Raw genomic sequence first — 20,156 nt, 5'->3', positions numbered from 1 at the left:
GGACCTGTGCCATGGCATCGCTGTCGTCATTGAGCATCACCTTCGACTGCAAAGACGTCGCCATCCAATCGCTGTTCTGGGCCGAACTGCTCGGCGCCGAGATCGATGAGGGAGCCAATGACCAGGTCGCAAGCATCGGCGGCGTCCACAACGGCGAATCGCCGACTCCGGGCATGCTCTTCCTCCGGGTCGATGACCGGGCGGAGAGCAAGAACCCGTTGCACATCGACCTCGACGATCCGAACTACCCCGCCGACGTCGACAAGGCGCTCTCACTGGGTGCCGAACGTTTGGCCTCCTTCGACGAATACGGCATCGAATGGACCACGCTGAAGGACCCAGAGGGCAATGTCTTCGACATCGGCCGCAAGAAGCAGACCGGAGAGAGCGAGCCTGCCGCATGAGTGATCCGCTGATCGAGCCCGCGGATGCTCCGAGCGAACGTCAGGGCCTCGAAGAATTCCTCGACTACTACCGGCAGGTGATGCGACGAAAGGTCTCCGGACTCGATTCGACTGCGCTCTCACACACGATCGCCTCCTCGACTCTCACCCTCGGCGGAATCATCAAACACCTCAGCCTCGTCGAAGAGTCATGGTTCGCCGAAGACATCCTCGGCCAGGAACTGGGCGAACCCTGGGCTGACATCGACTGGAAAGCCGATCCGGAGTGGGAATTCCGCACCGCTGCCGATGACTCTCCTGAATATCTGCTCGGCCTCTATGATCGCGCCTGTGAGCGTTCACGGGAGATACTGGCGGGTATCGACGACCTCGACACACTGGTCGCCCGCGAGAGCAGCTCGGGACACCGATTCAACGTCCGCTGGGTGCTCATCCATATGATCGAGGAATATGCCCGTCACGCCGGCCATGCCGACCTCATTCGTGAGGACATCGACGGTGTGACTGGGGACTGAACGGGTGTGAGCAATGACGCTGCACATCATCGAGGTCAAACCCCATAGGGTAGAGGCATGACGGCGAACTCCCCTTCAGAATCAGCTGCTGAGAATACTCATACCACGAGCCCGCCACGGTCGAAGGCGTGGATTCCCCTCGACCTGATCCGCGGCTTCCTCATCGGCAGTGCAGAACTCGTCCCGGGAGTCTCCGGCGGCACCATCGCCCTGGTGACCGGAGTCTACGATCAGCTCATCGACTCCGCCGCCCACGTCGTCAAGGCAGCCAGAATCCTGGTCACCGGCCCGAACCGTGTGCGGGGAGCCCTCTCCGAACTGCGCCGCACCGATTGGTTCCTCATCGTCCCGGTGCTGCTGGGTATGGTGACGGCGGTGTTCGGGATCGCCGGACTGATGGAATCCTTCGTCACCGCCAACCCCGAACTCGCCCGCGGTCTCTTCTTCGGCCTCGTCGCCGCCAGCATCGCTGTGCCCCTGCGGATGCTGCCGACCCGAACGTCCCGTCAACCGCTGCTGTTGGGTCTGCTCGCGTTCATCGCCGCAGCCGGGCTGGCCTTCTGGCTGACAGGATTGGCAGGAGGCTCCGATGTGGAGGATCCCTCCTATATCGCCGTCTTCTTCGTCGCCTCGATCGCAATCTGCGCGCTCGTCGTGCCCGGCGTTTCGGGATCGTTCTTCCTCCTCGCCGTCGGCCTGTACTCGACGACACTGAGAGCCGTGGATGAACGCGACCTCGGATACCTCGGCGTCTTCATGCTCGGGGCGATTCTCGGACTCGCGCTCTTCGTCAACATCCTGCGCTACCTCCTCCACAACCACCGGTGGTGGACCCTCGTCGTCATGGCCGGACTCATGCTCGGGTCCCTGAGGGCACTCTGGCCCTGGCAGTCCGCTGCCGAGACTGGTGCGGACGGAGAGCCCCATGGTGCCGGCGGACTGCTTGCTCCCTACGACCCGACCGGCGGTCCGATTCTCCTTGCCGTGATCGGTGCGGCACTCGTTGTCGCGCTCATCATCATCGAAGCGAAGTTCTCGACCGCCAAAACGGAGGCCCATCTCGACAAGGAGAGCTGACAACAGTGTTTGTTAAGTTTTCTCCCACGATTCGCTCAGACTTCAGGGTATTCAGGCTAGAGTGAGAGACCTGAATCACAGTCATCTCGTCTGAACTCCTGGAGACTCATGCGTCTGCGCACCCTTGCCTCGTCCACTCTGGCACTGACCCTCATCGTCACTGGCCCCGCCGCTGCCTCGGCAGCCGTACTCGGGGACGGAGCATCCACCGGCGATGCGCAAGCCGCCGCCTCCGGTGAGCTCACACTGCTGGCAACCACCGATGTCCACGGCCACGTGCTGAACTGGGACTACTTCGCCAACAAACCGTTCCCTGACGGCGAGGAACTGGGCATGTCACGGGCCTCCACCCTGATCAAGGGAGTCCGCGAGGAGAAGGGGTCCGACTCGGTGCTCCTGGTCGACAACGGAGACACGATTCAGGGCAACCCGCTCGCTTACTACTATGCGAAACAGGAACGCATCACCGACACCGGTGAGACCCACCCTCTGGCGAAGACGTTCAACCATCTCGACTACGACGCGCAAGTCGTCGGGAACCATGAGTTCAACTACGGGCTCGACCTCCTCGCGAAGTACAAGGAGCAGGTCGACTTCCCTGTCCTCGGCGGCAACGTCATCGACGACGATGACAACGATCCGCACCTCGACCCCTACACCATGGTCAAGAAGCAGGTCGACGGCCAGGAGATCACCGTCGGCGTCCTCGGCGTGACGACACCCGGCAGCCGGATCTGGGACAAGAACAACCTCTCGGGCAAAGTCCACTTCGACGACCCCGTCGAGACCGCACAGAAGTACGTCCCCGAGATGAAGAAGGCCGGAGCCGATGTCGTCGTCGTTCTCTCGCACTCCGGTAAGGACCCGAAGGGCCAGACCTGGGATCCGGAGAAGCTCCAAGAGAACGTGAGCACCTCGGTGGCCAAGGTTCCCGGAGTCGACGTCCTCGTCGCCGGGCACACCCACCAGAACGAACCGAGCGAGGTCGTCACCCGCGAGGACGGATCCAAGGTGCTCATCACCCAGCCCAACTACTGGGCTCGCTCGGTCTCCGAGGTCGACCTGCCGATCAATCTGGACACCGGCCAGGTCGACTGGGGCACCGCAGAACCCGGAGCCACTCCGTTGGCGACCCAGGGCGATGTTGCCGAAGATCCTGAGATCAAGGACCTCGTCGCCTCCCAGCACGAGAAGACCATCGACTATGTGAACACGAAGATCGGCTCGGTCACGGAGACCCTGTCGGCGAAGACGTCCTACTACGAGGACACCGCGATCCTCGACTTCATCTCCAATGTGCAGACCGAAACGGTGGAGTCCGCTCTCGCCGGGACCGAATACGAGGACCTGCCGGTGATCTCACAGGCCTCACCATTCAGCCGCACCGCCGAATTCCCGGCCGGAGACATCACCATCCGCGACGTCGCCGGACTCTACGTCTTCGACAACACCCTCGGGGGAGTCGAGATCAACGGAGCGCAGCTGCGCGACTACCTCGAGTACTCGGCCCGGTACTTCAACCAGACCGAGGAGGGCGCAGAGTTCGACCCCGAGACCGGGACGAACGCGGTCGACGAGGCCAGCGGTGCCCCGATTCCCGACTACAACTATGACGCCCTGGCCGGCGTCGACTACGACATCAACGTGTCGAAGCCGGTGGGTGAGCGGATCGAGAATCTCACCGACGCCGAGGGCAAGGACATCGGCGACGATGACAGATTCGTCCTCGCGATCAACAACTACCGTCAGTCCGGCGGTGGCGACTATCCCGTCGGTGACCTCAAAGAGGTCTACAACGAACAGGTCGAGGTGCGGCAGGCCCTCATCGATTGGGTGGAGGATCGGGAAGTCGTCGATCCGAAGGACTTCTCCGACGAGAACTGGCGGGTCGTGACCAGCAGCCAGGATCCCGGTGATGATGATGCCGGAGACGACGCGGATGCTGGAGACGATGCCGACGGCGGCGACTCCGCGGCCGGCAGTGATACCGCCGACGGCAGCGACAGCGCAGACGATGGAAACGGCGCCGAGGCGGACGCGGACGGTGCGCAGGCCGGCGCAGACGCCGACGGCACGGACGACGCGGAGGGCGGGACCGCCTCGGCGTCGGGATCCGAGGATGCAGGAGCCGGATCGGACTCCGGCACTGACGGCTCCAGCACCGGCGATGACGGTTCCGGCGATTCCGACGGTGGGGGAGACCTGCCGCGCACCGGTGCCGAGATCGCGACCGCGATCGGACTGGCCGTCGGCGCCATCGCCATCGGTGCGGCACTGCTCATCTTCGCCCGTCGTCGCCGCATCTGAACAGCAGATTCCGCTCACCGCCCACTCACGTAGAGTGGGCGGTGACAGCAGTCAGAACTGATGAAGGAGAAAGCGAAGAATGGCGAACACAGCATTTCAGGGAACTCCGGTCAAGACCGTCGGCGAGCTTCCGGGCACGGGTGAGCAGGCTCCTGCCTTCAGCCTCGTCGGCACCGACCTCGGAGAGGTCAACTCCCAGGACACAGCGGGCAAGCGCGTCGTGCTCAACATCTTCCCCAGCGTCGACACCGGTGTGTGCGCCGCCTCGGTGCGCAAGTTCAACGAACTCGCCGCAAGCCTGGACAACACCACCGTCCTCTGCGTCTCCAACGATCTGCCGTTCGCCCAGGGACGGTTCTGCGGTGCCGAAGGCATCGAGAACGTCACCGCAGCCTCCGGATTCCGCAGCGCCTTCGGCAAGGAATTCGGCGTGACCATGGTCGACGGACCCCTGGCCGGTCTGCTGGCCCGCTCGGTCGTCGTCCTCGATGAGAAGGGCACCGTGGTCTACACGCAGCTCGTCGATGAGATCGGCACCGAACCCGACTACGACTCCGCGGTCGCGGCGCTCGGCGCCTGATCCTGGCGTAAAACTGCTGATGGCGGCCGGTATCCGGCCGCCATCAGCGTCTCACATCTCGAAGACCTGCACGGGCAGCGCGCACTCCACGCCTGCCCGTGTTCCGGCTTCCGAGGCGATCCCCGGGATCATCTCGTTCGGAGCAGGGTGGTCGCTCAGCGCTTCGAGATAGACCCGGTGTGCTTCGAGTGAGTGCACCGCCCGATCGACATGCTCCCGCTCGAGTTCGACGGCGTGCGTGGCCTCGGCACCGTTGACCAGGAGCTTCTCGGCCTTCCAGGGGTCGAGGCCCTCGTCGCTGAGTTCGGGGAAGAGCCACGGATTGTCCGCGTCGCGGATCGCATCGACCGTGGCGATCCCTGCCGCCCTGTGGTCGACATGGTTGAGTCCCCACGGGGTCTTGAGGTCCCAATTGGTGACCATCACCGCGTCGGGGCGGAACTGGCGGATCTTCTTCGCTATCGCCCGCCGCAGCTGCAGGTCGGGTTCGAGGAGTCCATCGGGGAAGTCGAGGATCTCGAGGTCGTCGACCCCGACGATGGTGCAGGCTTCGCGCTGTTCGCCTTCGCGCAGGGCGGCTACCTCGTCGGGATGCATATCGCGGATGCCGGCCTCGCCGCGGGTCAGCAGCAGGTAGGCGACCTCTTTGCCCTGAGCGGTCCACTTCGCCACCGCCGCTGAGGCGCCGTATTCCATGTCATCGGGATGGGCGACGATGCACAGGAGGCGGGTGACGTCGTTGTCATCGAAGAGCGGGAGTTCAGTCATAGTCCCCAGGCTATTCGCCGGGACGCGAATCGGCCAGAGTTCTCCGCGTTCGGGCTTTGCTGGGTACGATGAAGCAGTCAGATCGGCACACTGAAGGTGGGATGAATGCGACGGAGACCTCTGCTCATCGGTGCCCTTGCCTGCAGTCTGCTCGTCTCCGGGTGTTCGGCGCTGAAGATCAGCACAGCAGACGGCGATTCCGGACCGGGGAGGATCGGGATCAGCAGCGGTGAGCAGGATCCTCAGCCCGAGGAGTCGTCGTCCGCAGCGCTGCCCGAGGGGATGGAGGCGGTCACCGCCGACCTCGGCTCCGAATGCCCGATCGAGATGTCGCTGGCAATGGACTCCAGTTGGAGCGACGGAGCCGGATTCGACGGCTATCAGCTCTTCTCCAAGGACTCTGGTGCTATCATCACCCTCAACTGCAACGAGGACAGCGATGAGTCTCCGCAGGCGGTCATCGATTCGGCGAAGCGACAGATGTTCAGCGAGTCAGGATCGACGAACCTCGGCGAGAAGTTCGGTTCGCTGCCCGGAGGCCAGTACTGGACCTTCCACGGCGATCTCGCGGCTGCGGACCTGCGGGCCGTCGATGGTGAGGAGTCCGTGATGTACGGGGTGGTGGCTGGGGTCTCGAAGGACGGCCGGCTCTACAAGGTCACCGTCGACATGCTCGCCCAAGCCAGCGACACCGAAACCGACCAGGCGTTCGCGCAGATGCTGCCCACGGTGAGAATCGATGCCCAGGAACTCGAAGCTCCCGATCTGCGCTGAGCGACTCAGGCAGTATCTGCTGATCCCGACGCTGAGGTGGTCCGACTCCTGCGGCGGGAGCGCCCCAATCCGCCGGGGATGCGCTTGAGCAGTTCCCGGGCCGCGATGCGACCGGCCCGCGTAGCTCCCACGGTCGAACTGGCCGAGCCGTAGCCGACGAGGAAGAGGCGGGAATCGTCCTTGACCGCGACCTCGGAATCCATGGAGATCCCGCCATCGGGAGTGCGCAGTTGCAGAGGCGCCAGATGGTTGAGAGCAGCCCGGAAGCCCGTATTCCAGAAGATGACGTCGACCTCTTCGACGCGTTCCTCCGTAAACGGTGCCCACGATTCCGGGACCGCGAGACTGTCGCTGGCTGAAGGACCGAGACCCTCCGAACTGACCGCTTGCGTGCCCGACCAGCCGGGGAAGCGGACTCCGTGGGGGAGGATCCGATCGAACATGCCACGGGAGACGAGGACTCCGGAATCGATGCCCCGGCGGAACTCTTCCCTGATGGGCAGGCCGGTGGTGCGGACGACGCTGGCCGGGGCCAGTCCCGCAAGGGTCCGGGAGCGGACCGCACGCTCGACTTCGAGGCCCCAGTTGCCGTCGAATTCCCTCGACGTGAAGTTCGGGGGTCTGCGCGTGGCCCACAGCGTCTCGGTCACCTCGGCGAGTTCGAGCAGGAACTGGGTCGCGGAGATTCCGCCGCCGACGACGAGCGTACGCAGACCGCGGAAGTACTCGACATCGCGGAAGTTCGCGGTATGGAGCTGATGTCCTTCGAACTCGGCGATGCCGGGGACGAATGGAACGTACGGGTGTGTCCAGGTGCCGGTGGCATTGATGAGGTAGTCGCTGGAGAGATGAACACGTTCACCGTCGATATCGACGGTAATGCGGAGCCGACCGGAAGCGCGCTCCTCGGAAGTCACGGTGACCACCTCGGCGGGGCGGACGACGCAGAGTTCGAGTTCCCGTTCGAACCGCTGGTAATAGTCGGAGACCACCGTCGAGGCGGGGACGGAGGGGTCGGGTCTGCCCAGGGGGAATCCCGGCAGATCGGCGACATGGTTCGTCGATCCCAGGGTCAGCGAGTCCCAGCGTTCCCGCCAGGCCCCACCGGGTCCGTCTCCAGCGTCGAGGACGATGAAGTCCTTGCCGGGTTTGAGACCATCGCGCCAGAGATAATGCGCCGCCGAAAGTCCGGCCTGACCCGCACCGATGATGACGATCGGCCAGTGAGAGTCGATGAGGAGCTCGTTGATTCGGCAGACCATGCTGTCATTGTTCCAGGTTCTGTCCGCCGCCGTCGCCGAGTGATCGGTCACATGGCGGGAAACGCGGTTGACCGGGGTGGTGATCGGGACAATGATGAGTCGGTGACTTCTCAACCGGCTGCTCCGGCAAATCCCTGGCGGGCCCTGTGGGCCCTGTGCATCGGCTTCTTCATGATCCTCGTCGATTCGACGATCGTCTCCGTGGCGATCCGCGACATCATGAGCGATCTCAACGCCGATATCAACGCCGTCATCTGGGTGACCTCAGCGTATCTGCTCGCCTACGTCGTGCCCCTGCTCATCACCGGCAGGCTGGGAGATAAGTACGGGCCCAAACGCGTCTACATGGTCGGTCTCGTCGTGTTCACCGTCAGTTCCCTGTGGTGCGGTCTGACCGACAGCGTGGAGATGCTCATCGTCGCACGCGTGGTTCAGGGACTCGGCGCCGCGGCGATGACACCGCAGACCATGGCCGTGATCACCCGCATCTTCCCGCCGGATCGTCGCGGTGCGGCGATGGGCATGTGGGGTGCCGTCGCCGGCATCGCCACCTTGGTCGGTCCGATCCTCGGCGGCCTCCTCGTCGATGGTTTCGGCTGGGAGTGGATCTTCTTCATCAACGTTCCCGTCGGGCTCATCGCCCTGGTCATGGCCTGGCGGCTCGTGCCCCGACTGGAAACGCATCCGCACAGCTTCGATTGGCTCGGCGTCGTGCTCTCGGCGTGCGGTCTGTTCCTCCTCGTCTACGGCATTCAGCAGGCGCATGGGGTCGAATGGGGTGCCCTGATCGGGCCGATCACCGTGCCCTTCGTCATCGGCGGCGGCATCGTCTTCCTCATCGCCTTCGTGCTGTGGCAGAGATTCACCCGCGCCGAGGTGCTGGTGCCCCTGTCCCTGTTCAAAGACCGCAACTTCTCGTTGGCGGCCATCGCCATGACGACGGTCGGGTTCGGGGTGACGTCGATGGCCTTTCCGATCATGCTCTGGGCTCAGACCGTGCTCGGATACACGCCGACCCAATCGGCGCTGCTGTTGGCGCCGATGGCGATCCTCTCCGGAGCCCTCGCTCCGTTCGTGGGCAGGCTCGTCGACCACGGCAGTCCCCGAGTGCTCGCCGGCATCGGTCTGGGTTCGTTCTCGGCGGCATTGTTCTGGCTGGGCGCGATCCTCGACTCGGGCACTTCCCTATGGGCGGTGATTCCGCCGGTGCTGCTGCTCGGCGTGGCGAACGGCTTCATGTGGGCACCGATCAGTTCGACGGCGACGCGGAATCTGCCCCTGCATTACGCGGGAGCCGGGTCCGGTGTGTACAACACCGTGCGTCAGGTCGGGGCCGTGCTCGGCAGTGCTGCCATCGCGGTGGCGATGGAATCCCGGTTGGAGGCGAACATCGGTTCGTCGAGCGGGATGGCCGGTGGCGCCGGCGCCGGCGCCGAGGCGGGTGCTGAGTCTGGTGCGGGTGCCGCGGGCGGCATGTCCGGTGGTCTGCCGGACTCGATCGCATCAGGGTTCGCTCACGCCATGGGGCAGTCGCTGTGGGTGCCGGCGGCACTCGTTCTCATCGGCTTCGTCGCGGTGCTGTTCTTCGAGCGGCCGAAGGCACGCGTGCGCTGACTTTTGCCCGGGGGAGCCGTGTTTCGCTCTTGTCTTCAGACTGTTGTGGTCTATGTGCAGTCGGGACCGCTTGGATTCGCATAGCAGTCCTCATCGACGAGGTAGCGATGGAATCGGTAGACGTCGATGTCGATCTCATTGCTGGCGACGTGCGCATAGCCGTCGATGGGCAGCCAGGGGCCACCGTCGACGGAGAACTCTCCGGTGAACGTGGCCGTCATGACGACGGTTTTGGTGCCGGTCTTCTGGTATTCGTGTCCGATCTGAGGGTCTTCGCCGGGGAGTGGTTTCGATCCTTTGTCCGAGGTGGACCCGCCCGTGTCGTCGCCGAAGTCCCAGTTGAACTTCTCGGGAGTGACCTTGACCTGCACCGCGTAGGTCAGGAGGGTCATGTCGATATAGGCGACGTCGGAGTCGGTCCAGAAGGCGGCCGGTTTGCCGATGACGGCCCAGTCCTTGGGCCAGGCGTGGATAGTTGGTGCGGGGATGTCGAAGGTCTGGAACTGCGACTCCGGGATGCGGGTCGGCGGCTCCGGTCGAGCGGGAGCACCGCCACCACCGCCGCCCCCGCCTCCGCCGGGACCGGGGAGGCTCGAACAGATGTAGCCCGTCTCTTCAAGCGGGCAGTCGGGCAACTCGCCACTACCGCCGCCGCCACCGCCGGAACCACCGCCGCCGGAGCCGTCATCACCTGAACCTCCTCCGCCGCCGGACCCGCCGCCACCCGCGCCTCCGTCGCCATCGGAACCTCCGCCGCCACCGCCTGGGCCGGGGCCTGGTGCTGGAGGCTCAGTGACCCCACAATCACGCCCTGTCATGGAACCACAATCTGGGCCCGATGCGAGGCTCGGAATTGGTATCAAAAGCAGAATCGCGAATGCGACAAGAGCCGTGAACAGACGTACGCCGACTACAGTGAATCGCACGTTTTACTCCGCAAATATTGATTGGCGACTTTCCACTCCTCGTCTGAGAAGGTGACCACGTGTTGCATAGTGATTCCTTTAGGCGAATTGGAAGGAAGTTGCTTTCCCTCATCGACTACTTGCCACTCGGAGTCTTTCGTACAAAACAGGATTGAGACAGACTCTTGTACCGAGTCAACTTCTTCGATCTCGATGTCATATGTCTTGTATTTGCCGGCCATATATTGGTCTGACGACTGCATCCTTTTGGCCTCAGATTTTATCGAATCCAGAGATCCGTCACGAGCAAAGCGATCTATGTCTTCGTCGTCCTTCCCGCCGGACGAAAACACGCGATTGATCGTTTCAATGTACCCCTCGAACGCCACCAGCGCCCCTTCGACGGCTTCCTTCTCCTCATCGTTGAGGTCGAGTTCGGTATCGTATTCCGGGATGGACGGCTTGTCAGTTTCGCCCGACGAATCGTCAGCAGGATCCTGGGCTGGCAATGTGGAAGTCGGAGCCGCGACGGGGGAGTGATCGTCGCATGCGGTCAGTGCCAGCGGCAGCGTGACCGCAAGTGCCAAGGCAACGCAGGCTGATGCACGGTGTCGAACTCGTCGCTTGGCTCCAGTCTTCATTCCACGCCTCTGTGGTCAACAACTGCGGCGCCGACACAGCCCTGACGCCCGGAGTCCCTACATTATTCGAGAACGCGCACTTTGAGAACAGATGAAGTCAAATCTGTGGATAACTGATGTGCAAGTGGAAGAACCTACTGCTGCTCGGCCTTCGCCGCCTTCGCAGCGGCCTTCTGCTGCTTCTTGAACGCCCGGACTTCCAGCAATGTGCCCTCGTCGACGACATCGGCGATCGAGCGGCGACTGCCATCGGCGCCGTAATCACCGGCTGCTTCCTGCCATCCATCGGCGCTGAGGCCGAACTGCTTGCCCAACAGGGCCAGGAAGATCTTCGCCTTCTGCTCGCCGAAGCCGGGCAGCTTCTTCAGCCGTTTGAGCACCTCGGGGCCGGTCGGGTCATCCTTCGTCCAGATCGCCGCAGTATCGCCGTCATAATCATCGACGATCGCCTCGGCGAGCTTCTGCACCCGTGTGGCCATCGACTTGGGAAAGCGATGCACGGCGGGCTTGATCGAGAACTTCTCGAGGAAATCGTCGGGATTCATCTCAGCGATCTCCTCGACGTCGAGCTTGCCCAACCTCTCCGCCAACTTCGCCGGGCCGGCGAAGGCCACCTCCATCGGCACCTGCTGATCGAGGAGCATGCCCATCAGCAGTGCGAACGGATCATCGGCGAGGATGGCATCGGACTGAGGATCACCGGAGAGGAATACTGAGCTCATACCCCCATAATCGCATGCAATCGGACAGCGAGCACCCCCGGAGATATCATCGGCCCATGATCTGTCCCTGCTCCGGCCGACCGCCGGGAACCACCTACGACCTCTGCTGCCGCCCTGCCCTCGACGGCGAAATCTGGCCGACCACCGCCGAGGCGCTCATGCGATCCCGCTACACCGCGTTCGCTCTCGGCAACGACGACCACCTGTTCCGCACCTGGCACGCCCGGACTCGCCCCGCGGACGTCGGCGTCGATGATGACACGAGGTGGCAGGGTCTGACGATCCTCGACACTACGGACGGAGGCGAGAACGACACCACCGGGACGGTGCACTTCCGCGCCGCCTACAGGGACCACCTCGGCGACCATGTGCTCGAGGAGAACTCCATGTTCGTTCGACGTGCCGGTCGGTGGATGTACCTCGAGCCCTTGGAGTCCTGAGCACTAACTGCCTACAATTGCCCCAGCGGCGCATCCAACGCCCAGCCCAGATCGTGGCCCCAGCACACGATCGCATGGCGAAGGGGAGGAGATCCTCGGACGAAACCGGCACGGTGCTTTCCTGACCCCTGACCAGGTTTCGTGCTGGGGAGGAGCTTGGTTGTCGAAGGAAGACCACCATGACCAAGAACAAGGATTTCAAAACCCTCGTGCGTGCGCGGATGTCCGCGACCGGGGAGAACTACACCTCAGCCCGATCGGCGCTGATCACCCAGGATCTGCTCGAAGCCACGGCACATCAGTGTGCCGCGCACCCCGAAGATCCCGAACTCGACACCGCGCTCGAGGCCTTCAGACGCAAGACCCGATCTTCCTTCATGCCGGGGACGACCCTGCTCGCGATTCCGACGAAGCGGCGGGCCCTCGTCGTCATCCTTCTCGACCTCCTGACGACCTTCGACCCGGATCGGGTCTACACGGAACCTGAGGTCAACGACCACCTGCGACGATTCCACCCCGACTGCGCACGACTGCGCCGCGAACTCGTCGACTACGGCTACCTCGGACGCGATCCCCACACCGGTCGCTACTGGATGAACACGGCTCTTCCCGATCGGCGCGGCAACCAGGCACAAGAGGCGAAGGACCTCGAATCGTTTCTGCGGTGAGTCGGCGAACACGTATCCTGGACTCTCGGCCACCACCGGAAAATCAACTAGGAGTCTTCATGGGCCAGGCATATCACGCCGATTCGAGCGATCTCAACGACAAAGAGATTCTCACCTGGGACACATTCGGCACTTCGGCCAGAGACTTGGCGCAGACGATCGCGGACTCCGACTACGATCCGGAGATCGTCATCGCCGTGGCCCGCGGAGGACTGCTTCCCGCCGGTGCCCTGGCCTATGCGCTCGGCCTCAAGCTCTCCGACGCGATCAACGTCGAGTTCTACACCGACGTGCATGAGACCCTGCCCGACCCGATCCTGCTGGCCCCGATGCTCGACATCGACGCGATCAAGGGCAAGAAGCTGCTCGTCGTCGATGACGTCGCCGACTCCGGACGGACCCTGGCCCTCGTGCTCGAGCTGCTGCGCAAGCACGGCGCCGAGGCCCAGTCGGCCGTCATCTACGCGAAATCGGCGTCGATCATCGACCCCGACTTCGTGTGGAAGCGCACCGATCAGTGGATCGTCTTCCCCTGGTCGGCCGAACCCCCGGTCCAGCCCAGCAAGTAGGCACACCGACAGACCGGACCACCAGCAAGTAAGCTGACGACGTGAACACGACACGGGAGATCCATGCTCCGTGCGGACGCGTCCGCGCCTACGAAGCCGGCGAGGTGGTCCGGGCACGGGGCATCCGCTATGCCCGCGCAAAGCGCTTCGCCCCGCCGGTCGACGAACCGTCCGTCGACAGCATCGACGGAGCGGGACCGGGACCAGCCAGCCCGCAGCTGCGCCGCGATCCGAACGCGGGCATGACCTTCGATCAGCTCGGCGGCCTGCCGATCAGTGAAGACTGTCTACGCGTGAGCGTGACGATGCCTCGGGACGTGCACACGCCCACGGACGCTGCCGGCGCCGGTGCAGAGCCATCACGGCTGCCGGTCCTCGTCTGGATCCACGGCGGCGCCTACGTCGCAGGCGCCGGAGACGCGGAGATCTACAACCCGCACTCCCTCGTCACCGAACAGAACATCATCGTCGTCTCGGTCACCTACCGCTTGGGGATCCTCGGCTATCTGGGTCTGGGGAAGCCCGAGCACTCGAACCTCGGCCTGCTCGATCAGATCTCGGCCCTGCGCTGGGTCCAGCGCAATATCGCTGCGTTCGGGGGAGACCCGGACAACGTCACGATCGCCGGACAGAGTGCCGGCGCCGACGCCTGCGCACACCTGATGATCGCCGAGGCGACCGAGCACTTATTCCACCGCGTGATCATGGCCTCCGCCCCCTTGGGCCTGGCCGGAGGCACCGAACCGATGAACTGGGCGATGGCCAGAGTCGCGCAGAAGATGAACCCGGAGGCGAACCTCGCCGAGGTTCTCGCCACCCAGGAAGAGGTGCACAAGGCCGCGCTCGTCGGTGGTCTGCATGCCGGAATGTGCTTCGGCGTCCACTACGGTGACCACCCCCTGCCTCCACGCTCCGAGGCCGGGGCGGCCTGGGCCGAATCGGCTCGGAAATACGACGTGCTGATGACCCGCACCGAACGCGAGATGGCCTTCTTCGCCGGTTTCGTCCCCGCCATCCGCCGCCTCCACGACCGACAGCTGACCTCCCCGATGCTCGAATCGCTGATCTCGGGGATGACCTCGGCGGTGTACACACGAGCGGCGAAGGAATTCTACGATCGGCACCGCATGTCCGGCGGGCAAGGTGCCCGTCTGCTCATCGTCTCCCGCGGCGACGGCAGCTTCTTCGATGCCGCTCACGCCGGTGACCTGCCGCTGCTGTTCCCCGGTCAGATGTGGCACAAGAGTTTCCTCGACTACGGGGAGACCGCAGCGATCGCCGGTCCCGAGCTGCGGACCATCTGGGGTCGCTTCACTGCCACCGGAGCATTGCCGCGGGTTCCCGTGCCCGGTCTCATCGACATCCTCGGGTGAACCCCGGACCTCTCGACTATCGTTGAGCCATGGACACAAGTCAGGTCTCCGCCGCGCGTTTGATCTCCCAGGGGCTCATCGGCCCGGCACCGACGTCCCCGACCGGCAGCGCACTCTCCCCGGCAGCTGCTGTCGTCGAACACCTCGGGTGCGTGCAGGCACAAGCCTTCGGCGGAGCTCTCGTCTCGGTTGCCCTGCGCGCCGATTCCCGCCCGGGTGAGGACGCCCCGGACGGTTCGGGAACGGGCGTGGACGCGGTAAGAGCCGCCTTGGACTCCGGAGAGATCGTGCGCACCTGGACCCAGCGGGGAACCATCCACCTCACGACCGCGAAGGACGTCGGCTGGATCCTCGGCCTGACCGGACAGCGATTGATCAAGTCCACGGCCAAACGTCGCGAATTCTTCGGCATCACCGATGCCATGCTCGACACCGCCGCAGACCTGGCCGCCGAGGCGATCCGTGACCGTGGTCCTCTGACCAGGCAGGAACTCCTCGATGCCTTCGCCCCGCTCGACGCCGGAGACGAATACGGGCACGACCGGTACCTCATCACCACCCTCGCGCTGCAGGGCATCATCGTCCAGGCCCCGACGATCACGGACAAAGACGATCTGAAGTACGTCCTCACCGACGAATGGGTGCCCCCACCGACCCTCCTCGATGCGGAGGCCGCCCTGCACGAATGGACCAGGCGCTATGTCCTCAGCCACGGCCCGGTCACCGTCGACGACACCGCCCGCTGGATGGGACTGCCGAAGACCGGAATCAAGAAGGCACTGGCAGCCGCGGTCGAATCCGGGGAGATCGTGCAGGCCCACGTCGATGGGATCGATGTCTTCCACGCCCCCGACCTCGAAGAACGACTGGCCGATTGGGAAAGAGACGCCCAGGCCACCCTGCTGCTGCCCGGCTTCGACGAGATCATCCTCGGCTACAAGGACCGCAGCGCCACACTCGCCCGGACACATGAGAAGGCCGTCGTCCCCGGCGGCAACGGCATGTTCAAGAACACGGTCATCCAAGCCACCACAGCCCGAGGCACGTGGAAGCGCTCACCCCGAAAGACCGGTCCGCGCGTGGTCATCGAACCCTTCGACGGTGAGAACCCGGACATTGAGGCCGCCGAGGCGGTCGCCGCGACCCATCCTGCCTTCGGCTGATCGCGCGCCCACAGCGGTGGGGTGGAGAAAGGAGGACAGGAAAATGGTCACGGATGACCTCGTGCACGTCGGAATCATCGTCAATCCCAAACATGCGCGCACCACGCGAGCCTACGCAGATCTGGTTCGGCGGCTCAGGGCACAGCGGATCCGGTATCGCAGCTTCTCGACGACACCCCAACGATCGGGCGCCTGGCAGGCGAGTGACCTCATCGCCTGGGGCGCGGACATCGTGATCATCCTCGGAGGGGACGGAACGATCCGCGCCGCCGCACCGGTGCTGGCGGCCGCCGAAACACCGGTGATGCTGGTTCCGACCGGGACGGCGAATGTGCTCAGCCGACATGTGGGGATCCGGTCCCACCGGCATGCCATCGCGACGTGCGTCAGCCACGCCATCACGGCGTGCGCCAGCCGTGCCATCGCGGCGTGCGCCCAGCCCGGGTCGACGCGGGAGATCGGGGTTCCGATCAATGACGTCGAATACCTCGACGTCGACGGACACTGGCAGCGCAGCCACTTCATCTGCCTGGCAGGCCTCGGCGGAGACGCTCGGGCCGTGGCAGAGCACGGACGCGCCCCCGGCCTCCTCGGCTACGCCCTCGGAGGAGTGCGGGCACTCTTCGCCCCGAGCATGGACGCCCGAATCGATGCGCCCACCGCCGGGGTTCCCGATACCAACGGAGCACCATCGCCGAGGTGGTCGATCATGGCCTCGAAGGTTGCCCGCCCGGCCGGTCCCATCCCGGTGTTTCCGCAGGCCCGGATCGACGCGGACGACTTCTCGTTCCTCAGCGTCGGGCCACTGGCCGAGGAACCGGGGGACCGCCTTGGCGACTGGGCCCGCATCGCCGCCGCCTGCCTGCAGGGTCGACCGGGTGCGCCGGCGACCATGAACTATCGGACGGGCCGTGAACTCACGATCGGACTCGACTCCCCGGAGCCGGCGCATCTCGACGGGGACCCCATCGGAGACTGTCTGGGCATGCGCATCAGCGCCGGGACCACACGGCTGCGAGTCCTCGTCCCGGAGGCAGAGGACTGAGCATTCCGGACCTGATGCGGCATTCCGATCTTCAGGATCGGACCGAGCTGCCGCACCGGGCGGAGAACCCTAGCGGCGACGGCGTGAAGTGCCGAAGATGCCGCGGGCGATCTCCCTGGCGGCGGTGCGGGTGAACTGTTTGAACGCGGAGGACTTCACCACCTGGGAGAACATGTTCTCCTCCGCGGGCTCCTTCTTCGACCGGGACTTCGAACCCGGTGTCGACCCGGTTTCCTCCGGGAACGGCACCTTGTCCGCAGAGTCCGAGGAACCCTGAGGATCCGGCGTCCCCGGCGAGGACTGACCCGCGGCCTGCTCCTCGGCATGAGCCTCGGAACCGGATTCGAGGCGTTTGGCGAGGATCTCCCGGGCCGACTCGTTGTCGATCGCGGTCCCGTACTTCTCGTACTGATCCGATGCCTTGACCGCCGCGGTGACCTCGCCCTCACCCATCGGACCCATCTTCGATTCCGGTGCCCGCATCCGCGTCGGCGCCACGGGAGTGGGCACACCGTCGGGGTCCATCACGGTCACCACGGCCTCACCGGTACCCAGGGTCGTCAGCAGTTCGGCAAGGTCGTAATCGGACTTCGGGAAGGTCTGCACGGTCGCCTTGAGCGCCTTCGCATCATTGGGGGTGTGCGCCCGCAGCTGATGCTGGATCCGCGAACCCAACTGGGCGAGCACGTCCTCAGGCACATCCTTCGGCGTCTGGGTGACGAAGAAGACGCCCACGCCCTTGGACCTGATGAGGCGCACGGTCTGCGTCACCGACTGCAGGAACGCCTTCGAGGCATCGGCGAAGAGCAGGTGCGCCTCATCGAAGAAGAAGACGAGGGAGGGCTTGTCCGGATCGCCGACCTCGGGCAGATCCTGGAACAGGTCCGCGAGCAGCCACATGAGGAAGGTGGAGAAGAGGGCAGGGGACTGGTTGAGCTTCTGCAGCTCGAGCACGGAGACGATGCCGGCACCGTTGTCATCGGTGCGCAGCAGATCGGCTGTGTCGAACTCGGGTTCGCCGAAGAACACGTCTCCGCCCTGCGCGCTCAGCTCGGAGATCTTGCGCAGGATGACGCCCACGGTGGCCTTCGATGCCCCGCCGATGCTCTCGAGGTCGGCCTTGCCCTCAGCAGAGGTGAGGAAGTAGAGCACGGCCTGCAGATCGCTGAGATCGAGCAGGGCCAGTCCGGCCTTGTCCGCGTAGTGGAAGACGAGCGAGAGCACGGATTCCTGGGTGTCGTTGAGCTCGAGGACCTTGGCCAGCAGAATCGGACCGAAGGAAGTCACCGTCGCGCGCAGCGGAGTGCCGAGTCCGGAGTCGCCGAGCGTGTAGAACTCGGTCGGGTTGGCCTTCGGCTCCCACTCCTGACCGGCCGCGTCGAGGCGTTTGCGCAGCTTCTCGGATTCGGTTCCGGCCGCACCGATGCCCGAGAGGTCGCCCTTGATATCGGAGGCGAAGACCGGGACACCGGCGCGGGAGAGCTGTTCGGCGAGCACCTGCAGGGTCACGGTCTTGCCCGTTCCCGTGGCACCGGCGACCAGGCCGTGCCGGTTGAACATGCCCAGCGGGATCGAGATCGGGGTGTCCGGTGAGAGCTCCTCGCCGTCGAGGGCCACTCCCAGCTGAACTGTCGGAGTGTCGAAGGTGTAGCCGTCCTTGAGCGTCTGCAGTGGCTGAGTAGTCATAGGGCAATCTTTACACAGCCGCACCGAGGTGGTGGAGGAATTCTGCGTGGATTCGCAGGTCCTCACCCAGCTCGGGATGGAAGCTGGCACCCCACACATTCGCCGCTCGCACGAGGACCGGATGCCCGTCATGACGCGCGAGGATCTCGACTCCTGGGCCGCTGTCGAGGATCCGCGGCGCCCGGATGAAAGTGGCGGTGAAGTCTCCCGACAGGCCGGTGATCGCCACAGGCGCCGAGAACGACTCCCGCTGCCTGCCGTAGGCATTGCGCGCCACCGTGACATCGAGCCCGCCGAGGCGGTCGTACCCGTCCAGCGAATCGTCGCCGAGGCGATCGGCGAGCAGGATGAGACCGGCACAGGTGCCGAATGTCGGCAGTCCCGCCCGGATCGTGCGTCCGAGGACCGGGAAGAATCCGGTGCCGGCGGCGAGGCGGACCATGGCGCTGGATTCTCCGCCGGGCAGGACGATCGCATCGAGTCCGGGCAGATGCTCGGGGCGGGTGACCCGACGGGTCTCGGCCCCCAGGGAGGTGAGCATCGTGAGATGTTCGCGGAAGGCTCCCTGGAGGGCGAGGACGCCGACTCTCACCATCCGCGTTCGGCCAGACGGTGGGGTGCCGCAACGTCGGCGACATTGATCCCGACCATGGCGTCACCGAGTCCGCGGGAGGCATTCGCCACGGCTGCCGCATCATCGAAGTGGGTGGTCGCCTCGACGATGGCCTTCGCCCGGGCCTCGGGGTTGCCGGACTTGAAGACCCCCGAGCCGACGAAGACGCCGTCGGCTCCGAGCTGCATCATCATCGCCGCATCGGCCGGGGTGGCGATGCCGCCGGCGACGAAGGTGACCACGGGCAGTCGTCCGAGGCTCGCGACCTGCTTGACCAGTGGGTACGGCGCGGCGATCTCCTTGGCGGCGACGTAGAGCTCATCCTCGCTCTTGGCACTCAGGGCGCGGATCTCGGAGTTGATGGTCCGCAGGTGGCGCATCGCCTCGGAGACGTCGCCGGTCCCGGCCTCTCCCTTCGAGCGGATCATCGACGCACCTTCGGTGATGCGGCGCAGGGCCTCGCCGAGGTTGGTCGCCCCGCAGACGAAGGGCACTTCGAAGACGGACTTGTCGATGTGATTGACGAAGTCGGCGGGGGAGAGGACCTCAGATTCGTCGATGTAGTCGACACCGAGGGTCTGCAGGATCTGGGCCTCGACGAAGTGTCCGATGCGGGCCTTGGCCATGACCGGAATTGAGACCGTCTCGATGATCGACTCGATGAGCTCTGGATCGCTCATCCGGGCGACGCCGCCCTGGGCGCGGATGTCGGCGGGCACGCGTTCGAGGGCCATGACGGCCGAGGCGCCGGCGGCTTCGGCGATGCGGGCCTGCTCGGCGTTGACGACATCCATGATGACGCCGCCCTTGAGCATCTGGGCCAGGCCGGTGTTGAGCAGAGTCTGTGTCTGGGTCATTGCGGTGATTTCCGTTCACTTCGGGTATGCGCATCTGCCGCCGACGGTCGACGAAGAGAGTCGGTGGCAGATCTGAACTGATGGGTGAACGGCCGTTCTCGTTCAGCCTAAACCGACCTTTGGCTCAGTGAGAGTGCCAGAGATCGCGCAGAATTTTGGGCCAGTATGATCGG

Annotated in this window: 21 protein-coding genes; 13 read left to right on the top strand and 8 right to left on the bottom strand. The window is 64.7% G+C overall.

Annotated elements, in window-relative coordinates:
- Positions 1-11 precede the first annotated feature (11 nt).
- From ACH82I_RS03460 to tpx, 5 genes are all read left to right on the top strand, one after another.
- Complete coding sequence (locus ACH82I_RS03460; protein WP_413335499.1) at positions 12-404, top strand: VOC family protein; 393 nt, start codon at positions 12-14, stop codon at positions 402-404.
- Positions 401-919, top strand: a complete 519-nt coding sequence (locus ACH82I_RS03455) for a DinB family protein (RefSeq protein WP_230743721.1) — start codon at positions 401-403, stop codon at positions 917-919. Before ACH82I_RS03460 ends, ACH82I_RS03455 begins: the two co-directional genes overlap by 4 nt.
- 57 nt (positions 920-976) lie before the next feature.
- Positions 977-1,996: a DUF368 domain-containing protein gene (locus ACH82I_RS03450; RefSeq protein ID WP_230743722.1), complete on the top strand. Its 1,020-nt coding sequence runs from the start codon at positions 977-979 to the stop codon at positions 1,994-1,996.
- 108 nt (positions 1,997-2,104) lie between these two features.
- On the top strand, positions 2,105-4,303 hold the full coding sequence (locus tag ACH82I_RS03445; protein ID WP_413335496.1) for a bifunctional metallophosphatase/5'-nucleotidase: 2,199 nt from the start codon (positions 2,105-2,107) through the stop codon (positions 4,301-4,303).
- Positions 4,304-4,382: 79 nt separating this feature from the next.
- A complete protein-coding gene (gene tpx / locus ACH82I_RS03440) occupies positions 4,383-4,883 on the top strand; it encodes a thiol peroxidase (protein ID WP_230743724.1) in 501 nt (166 codons plus the stop codon).
- Between the two features lie 51 nt (positions 4,884-4,934).
- On the opposite strand, the gene ACH82I_RS03435 is transcribed toward tpx, so the two are convergent.
- Complete coding sequence (locus tag ACH82I_RS03435) at positions 4,935-5,651, bottom strand: PIG-L deacetylase family protein (protein WP_413335494.1); 717 nt, start codon at positions 5,649-5,651, stop codon at positions 4,935-4,937.
- Between the two features lie 105 nt (positions 5,652-5,756).
- On the opposite strand from ACH82I_RS03435, the gene ACH82I_RS03430 reads away from it, so the two are divergent.
- Positions 5,757-6,425, top strand: coding sequence for a hypothetical protein (locus ACH82I_RS03430; RefSeq protein WP_230743726.1), 669 nt, complete (start codon positions 5,757-5,759; stop codon positions 6,423-6,425).
- 5 nt (positions 6,426-6,430) lie between these two features.
- Here the strand turns inward: ACH82I_RS03430 and ACH82I_RS03425 are convergent, their stop codons facing one another.
- The gene (locus ACH82I_RS03425; RefSeq protein WP_413335492.1) at positions 6,431-7,687 is read right to left on the bottom strand and encodes an NAD(P)-binding domain-containing protein; all 1,257 of its coding nucleotides are present in this window, start codon (positions 7,685-7,687) and stop codon (positions 6,431-6,433) included.
- Positions 7,688-7,789: 102 nt separating this feature from the next.
- Here ACH82I_RS03425 and ACH82I_RS03420 point away from each other — a divergent pair, with 102 nt between their 5' ends.
- Positions 7,790-9,301 (top strand): DHA2 family efflux MFS transporter permease subunit, encoded by a 1,512-nt coding sequence (locus ACH82I_RS03420; protein WP_413335490.1) that lies wholly within the window; start codon positions 7,790-7,792, stop codon positions 9,299-9,301.
- 50 nt (positions 9,302-9,351) lie between these two features.
- Here the strand turns inward: ACH82I_RS03420 and ACH82I_RS03415 are convergent, their stop codons facing one another.
- The 3 genes from ACH82I_RS03415 to ACH82I_RS03405 all read right to left on the bottom strand — a co-directional run bounded on the left by ACH82I_RS03415 (position 9,352) and on the right by ACH82I_RS03405 (position 11,569).
- Positions 9,352-9,936 carry a hypothetical protein gene (locus ACH82I_RS03415; RefSeq protein ID WP_413335488.1) on the bottom strand — a complete coding sequence of 195 codons (585 nt, stop codon included), beginning with the start codon at positions 9,934-9,936 and terminating at the stop codon, positions 9,352-9,354.
- A gap of 275 nt (positions 9,937-10,211) precedes the next feature.
- A complete protein-coding gene (locus ACH82I_RS03410) occupies positions 10,212-10,847 on the bottom strand; it encodes a hypothetical protein (RefSeq protein WP_413335487.1) in 636 nt (211 codons plus the stop codon).
- A 134-nt stretch (positions 10,848-10,981) separates the two neighbouring features.
- Positions 10,982-11,569: an HhH-GPD-type base excision DNA repair protein gene (locus tag ACH82I_RS03405; protein WP_413335485.1), complete on the bottom strand. Its 588-nt coding sequence runs from the start codon at positions 11,567-11,569 to the stop codon at positions 10,982-10,984.
- Positions 11,570-11,625: 56 nt separating this feature from the next.
- Between ACH82I_RS03405 and ACH82I_RS03400 the strand changes: the two genes are divergently transcribed.
- The 6 genes from ACH82I_RS03400 to ACH82I_RS03375 all read left to right on the top strand — a co-directional run bounded on the left by ACH82I_RS03400 (position 11,626) and on the right by ACH82I_RS03375 (position 16,827).
- Complete coding sequence (locus ACH82I_RS03400; protein ID WP_413335483.1) at positions 11,626-12,009, top strand: YchJ family protein; 384 nt, start codon at positions 11,626-11,628, stop codon at positions 12,007-12,009.
- Between the two features lie 179 nt (positions 12,010-12,188).
- On the top strand, positions 12,189-12,677 hold the full coding sequence (locus ACH82I_RS03395; protein WP_413335481.1) for a DUF2087 domain-containing protein: 489 nt from the start codon (positions 12,189-12,191) through the stop codon (positions 12,675-12,677).
- A 59-nt stretch (positions 12,678-12,736) separates the two neighbouring features.
- Entirely contained in the window at positions 12,737-13,246 is a 510-nt protein-coding gene (locus ACH82I_RS03390) for a phosphoribosyltransferase (RefSeq protein ID WP_135447217.1), read from the top strand.
- 41 nt (positions 13,247-13,287) lie between these two features.
- Positions 13,288-14,619 (top strand): carboxylesterase family protein, encoded by a 1,332-nt coding sequence (locus ACH82I_RS03385; protein ID WP_413335479.1) that lies wholly within the window; start codon positions 13,288-13,290, stop codon positions 14,617-14,619.
- A 29-nt stretch (positions 14,620-14,648) separates the two neighbouring features.
- The gene (locus ACH82I_RS03380; RefSeq protein WP_413335477.1) at positions 14,649-15,782 is read left to right on the top strand and encodes a winged helix DNA-binding domain-containing protein; all 1,134 of its coding nucleotides are present in this window, start codon (positions 14,649-14,651) and stop codon (positions 15,780-15,782) included.
- A gap of 43 nt (positions 15,783-15,825) precedes the next feature.
- Positions 15,826-16,827 (top strand): diacylglycerol/lipid kinase family protein, encoded by a 1,002-nt coding sequence (locus ACH82I_RS03375; RefSeq protein ID WP_413335475.1) that lies wholly within the window; start codon positions 15,826-15,828, stop codon positions 16,825-16,827.
- Positions 16,828-16,896: 69 nt separating this feature from the next.
- Here ACH82I_RS03375 and ACH82I_RS03370 read toward each other — a convergent pair whose 3' ends face one another.
- Genes ACH82I_RS03370 through pdxS form a run of 3 tightly spaced genes read right to left on the bottom strand, consistent with a single transcriptional unit; the run spans position 16,897 to position 19,983 of the window.
- Positions 16,897-18,513 carry a helicase HerA-like domain-containing protein gene (locus ACH82I_RS03370; RefSeq protein WP_413335473.1) on the bottom strand — a complete coding sequence of 539 codons (1,617 nt, stop codon included), beginning with the start codon at positions 18,511-18,513 and terminating at the stop codon, positions 16,897-16,899.
- 10 nt (positions 18,514-18,523) lie between these two features.
- Positions 18,524-19,108 carry a pyridoxal 5'-phosphate synthase glutaminase subunit PdxT gene (pdxT, locus tag ACH82I_RS03365; protein ID WP_230743736.1) on the bottom strand — a complete coding sequence of 195 codons (585 nt, stop codon included), beginning with the start codon at positions 19,106-19,108 and terminating at the stop codon, positions 18,524-18,526.
- The gene (gene pdxS / locus ACH82I_RS03360; protein ID WP_413335471.1) at positions 19,102-19,983 is read right to left on the bottom strand and encodes a pyridoxal 5'-phosphate synthase lyase subunit PdxS; all 882 of its coding nucleotides are present in this window, start codon (positions 19,981-19,983) and stop codon (positions 19,102-19,104) included. Before pdxS ends, pdxT begins: the two co-directional genes overlap by 7 nt.
- Positions 19,984-20,156: the final 173 nt, after the last annotated feature.

This window comes from Brevibacterium sp. GP-SGM9, from assembly GCF_047300845.1.
Taxonomy (GTDB): Bacteria; Actinomycetota; Actinomycetes; order Actinomycetales; family Brevibacteriaceae; genus Brevibacterium.
This window is presented reverse-complemented; position numbering and strand designations above follow the sequence as displayed.

Coding starts and splice junctions, on each gene's coding strand:
- ACH82I_RS03380 (WP_413335477.1), top strand. CDS start 14,649: ATGGACACAAGTCAGGTCTCCGCCGCGCGTTTGATCTCCCAGGGGCTC.
- ACH82I_RS03445 (WP_413335496.1), top strand. CDS start 2,105: ATGCGTCTGCGCACCCTTGCCTCGTCCACTCTGGCACTGACCCTCATC.
- ACH82I_RS03405 (WP_413335485.1), bottom strand. CDS start 11,569: ATGAGCTCAGTATTCCTCTCCGGTGATCCTCAGTCCGATGCCATCCTC.
- ACH82I_RS03370 (WP_413335473.1), bottom strand. CDS start 18,513: ATGACTACTCAGCCACTGCAGACGCTCAAGGACGGCTACACCTTCGAC.
- ACH82I_RS03395 (WP_413335481.1), top strand. CDS start 12,189: ATGACCAAGAACAAGGATTTCAAAACCCTCGTGCGTGCGCGGATGTCC.
- pdxS (WP_413335471.1), bottom strand. CDS start 19,983: ATGACCCAGACACAGACTCTGCTCAACACCGGCCTGGCCCAGATGCTC.
- ACH82I_RS03455 (WP_230743721.1), top strand. CDS start 401: ATGAGTGATCCGCTGATCGAGCCCGCGGATGCTCCGAGCGAACGTCAG.
- ACH82I_RS03375 (WP_413335475.1), top strand. CDS start 15,826: ATGGTCACGGATGACCTCGTGCACGTCGGAATCATCGTCAATCCCAAA.
- ACH82I_RS03400 (WP_413335483.1), top strand. CDS start 11,626: ATGATCTGTCCCTGCTCCGGCCGACCGCCGGGAACCACCTACGACCTC.
- ACH82I_RS03390 (WP_135447217.1), top strand. CDS start 12,737: ATGGGCCAGGCATATCACGCCGATTCGAGCGATCTCAACGACAAAGAG.
- ACH82I_RS03430 (WP_230743726.1), top strand. CDS start 5,757: ATGCGACGGAGACCTCTGCTCATCGGTGCCCTTGCCTGCAGTCTGCTC.
- ACH82I_RS03450 (WP_230743722.1), top strand. CDS start 977: ATGACGGCGAACTCCCCTTCAGAATCAGCTGCTGAGAATACTCATACC.
- tpx (WP_230743724.1), top strand. CDS start 4,383: ATGGCGAACACAGCATTTCAGGGAACTCCGGTCAAGACCGTCGGCGAG.
- pdxT (WP_230743736.1), bottom strand. CDS start 19,108: ATGGTGAGAGTCGGCGTCCTCGCCCTCCAGGGAGCCTTCCGCGAACAT.
- ACH82I_RS03425 (WP_413335492.1), bottom strand. CDS start 7,687: ATGGTCTGCCGAATCAACGAGCTCCTCATCGACTCTCACTGGCCGATC.
- ACH82I_RS03410 (WP_413335487.1), bottom strand. CDS start 10,847: ATGAAGACTGGAGCCAAGCGACGAGTTCGACACCGTGCATCAGCCTGC.
- ACH82I_RS03460 (WP_413335499.1), top strand. CDS start 12: ATGGCATCGCTGTCGTCATTGAGCATCACCTTCGACTGCAAAGACGTC.
- ACH82I_RS03435 (WP_413335494.1), bottom strand. CDS start 5,651: ATGACTGAACTCCCGCTCTTCGATGACAACGACGTCACCCGCCTCCTG.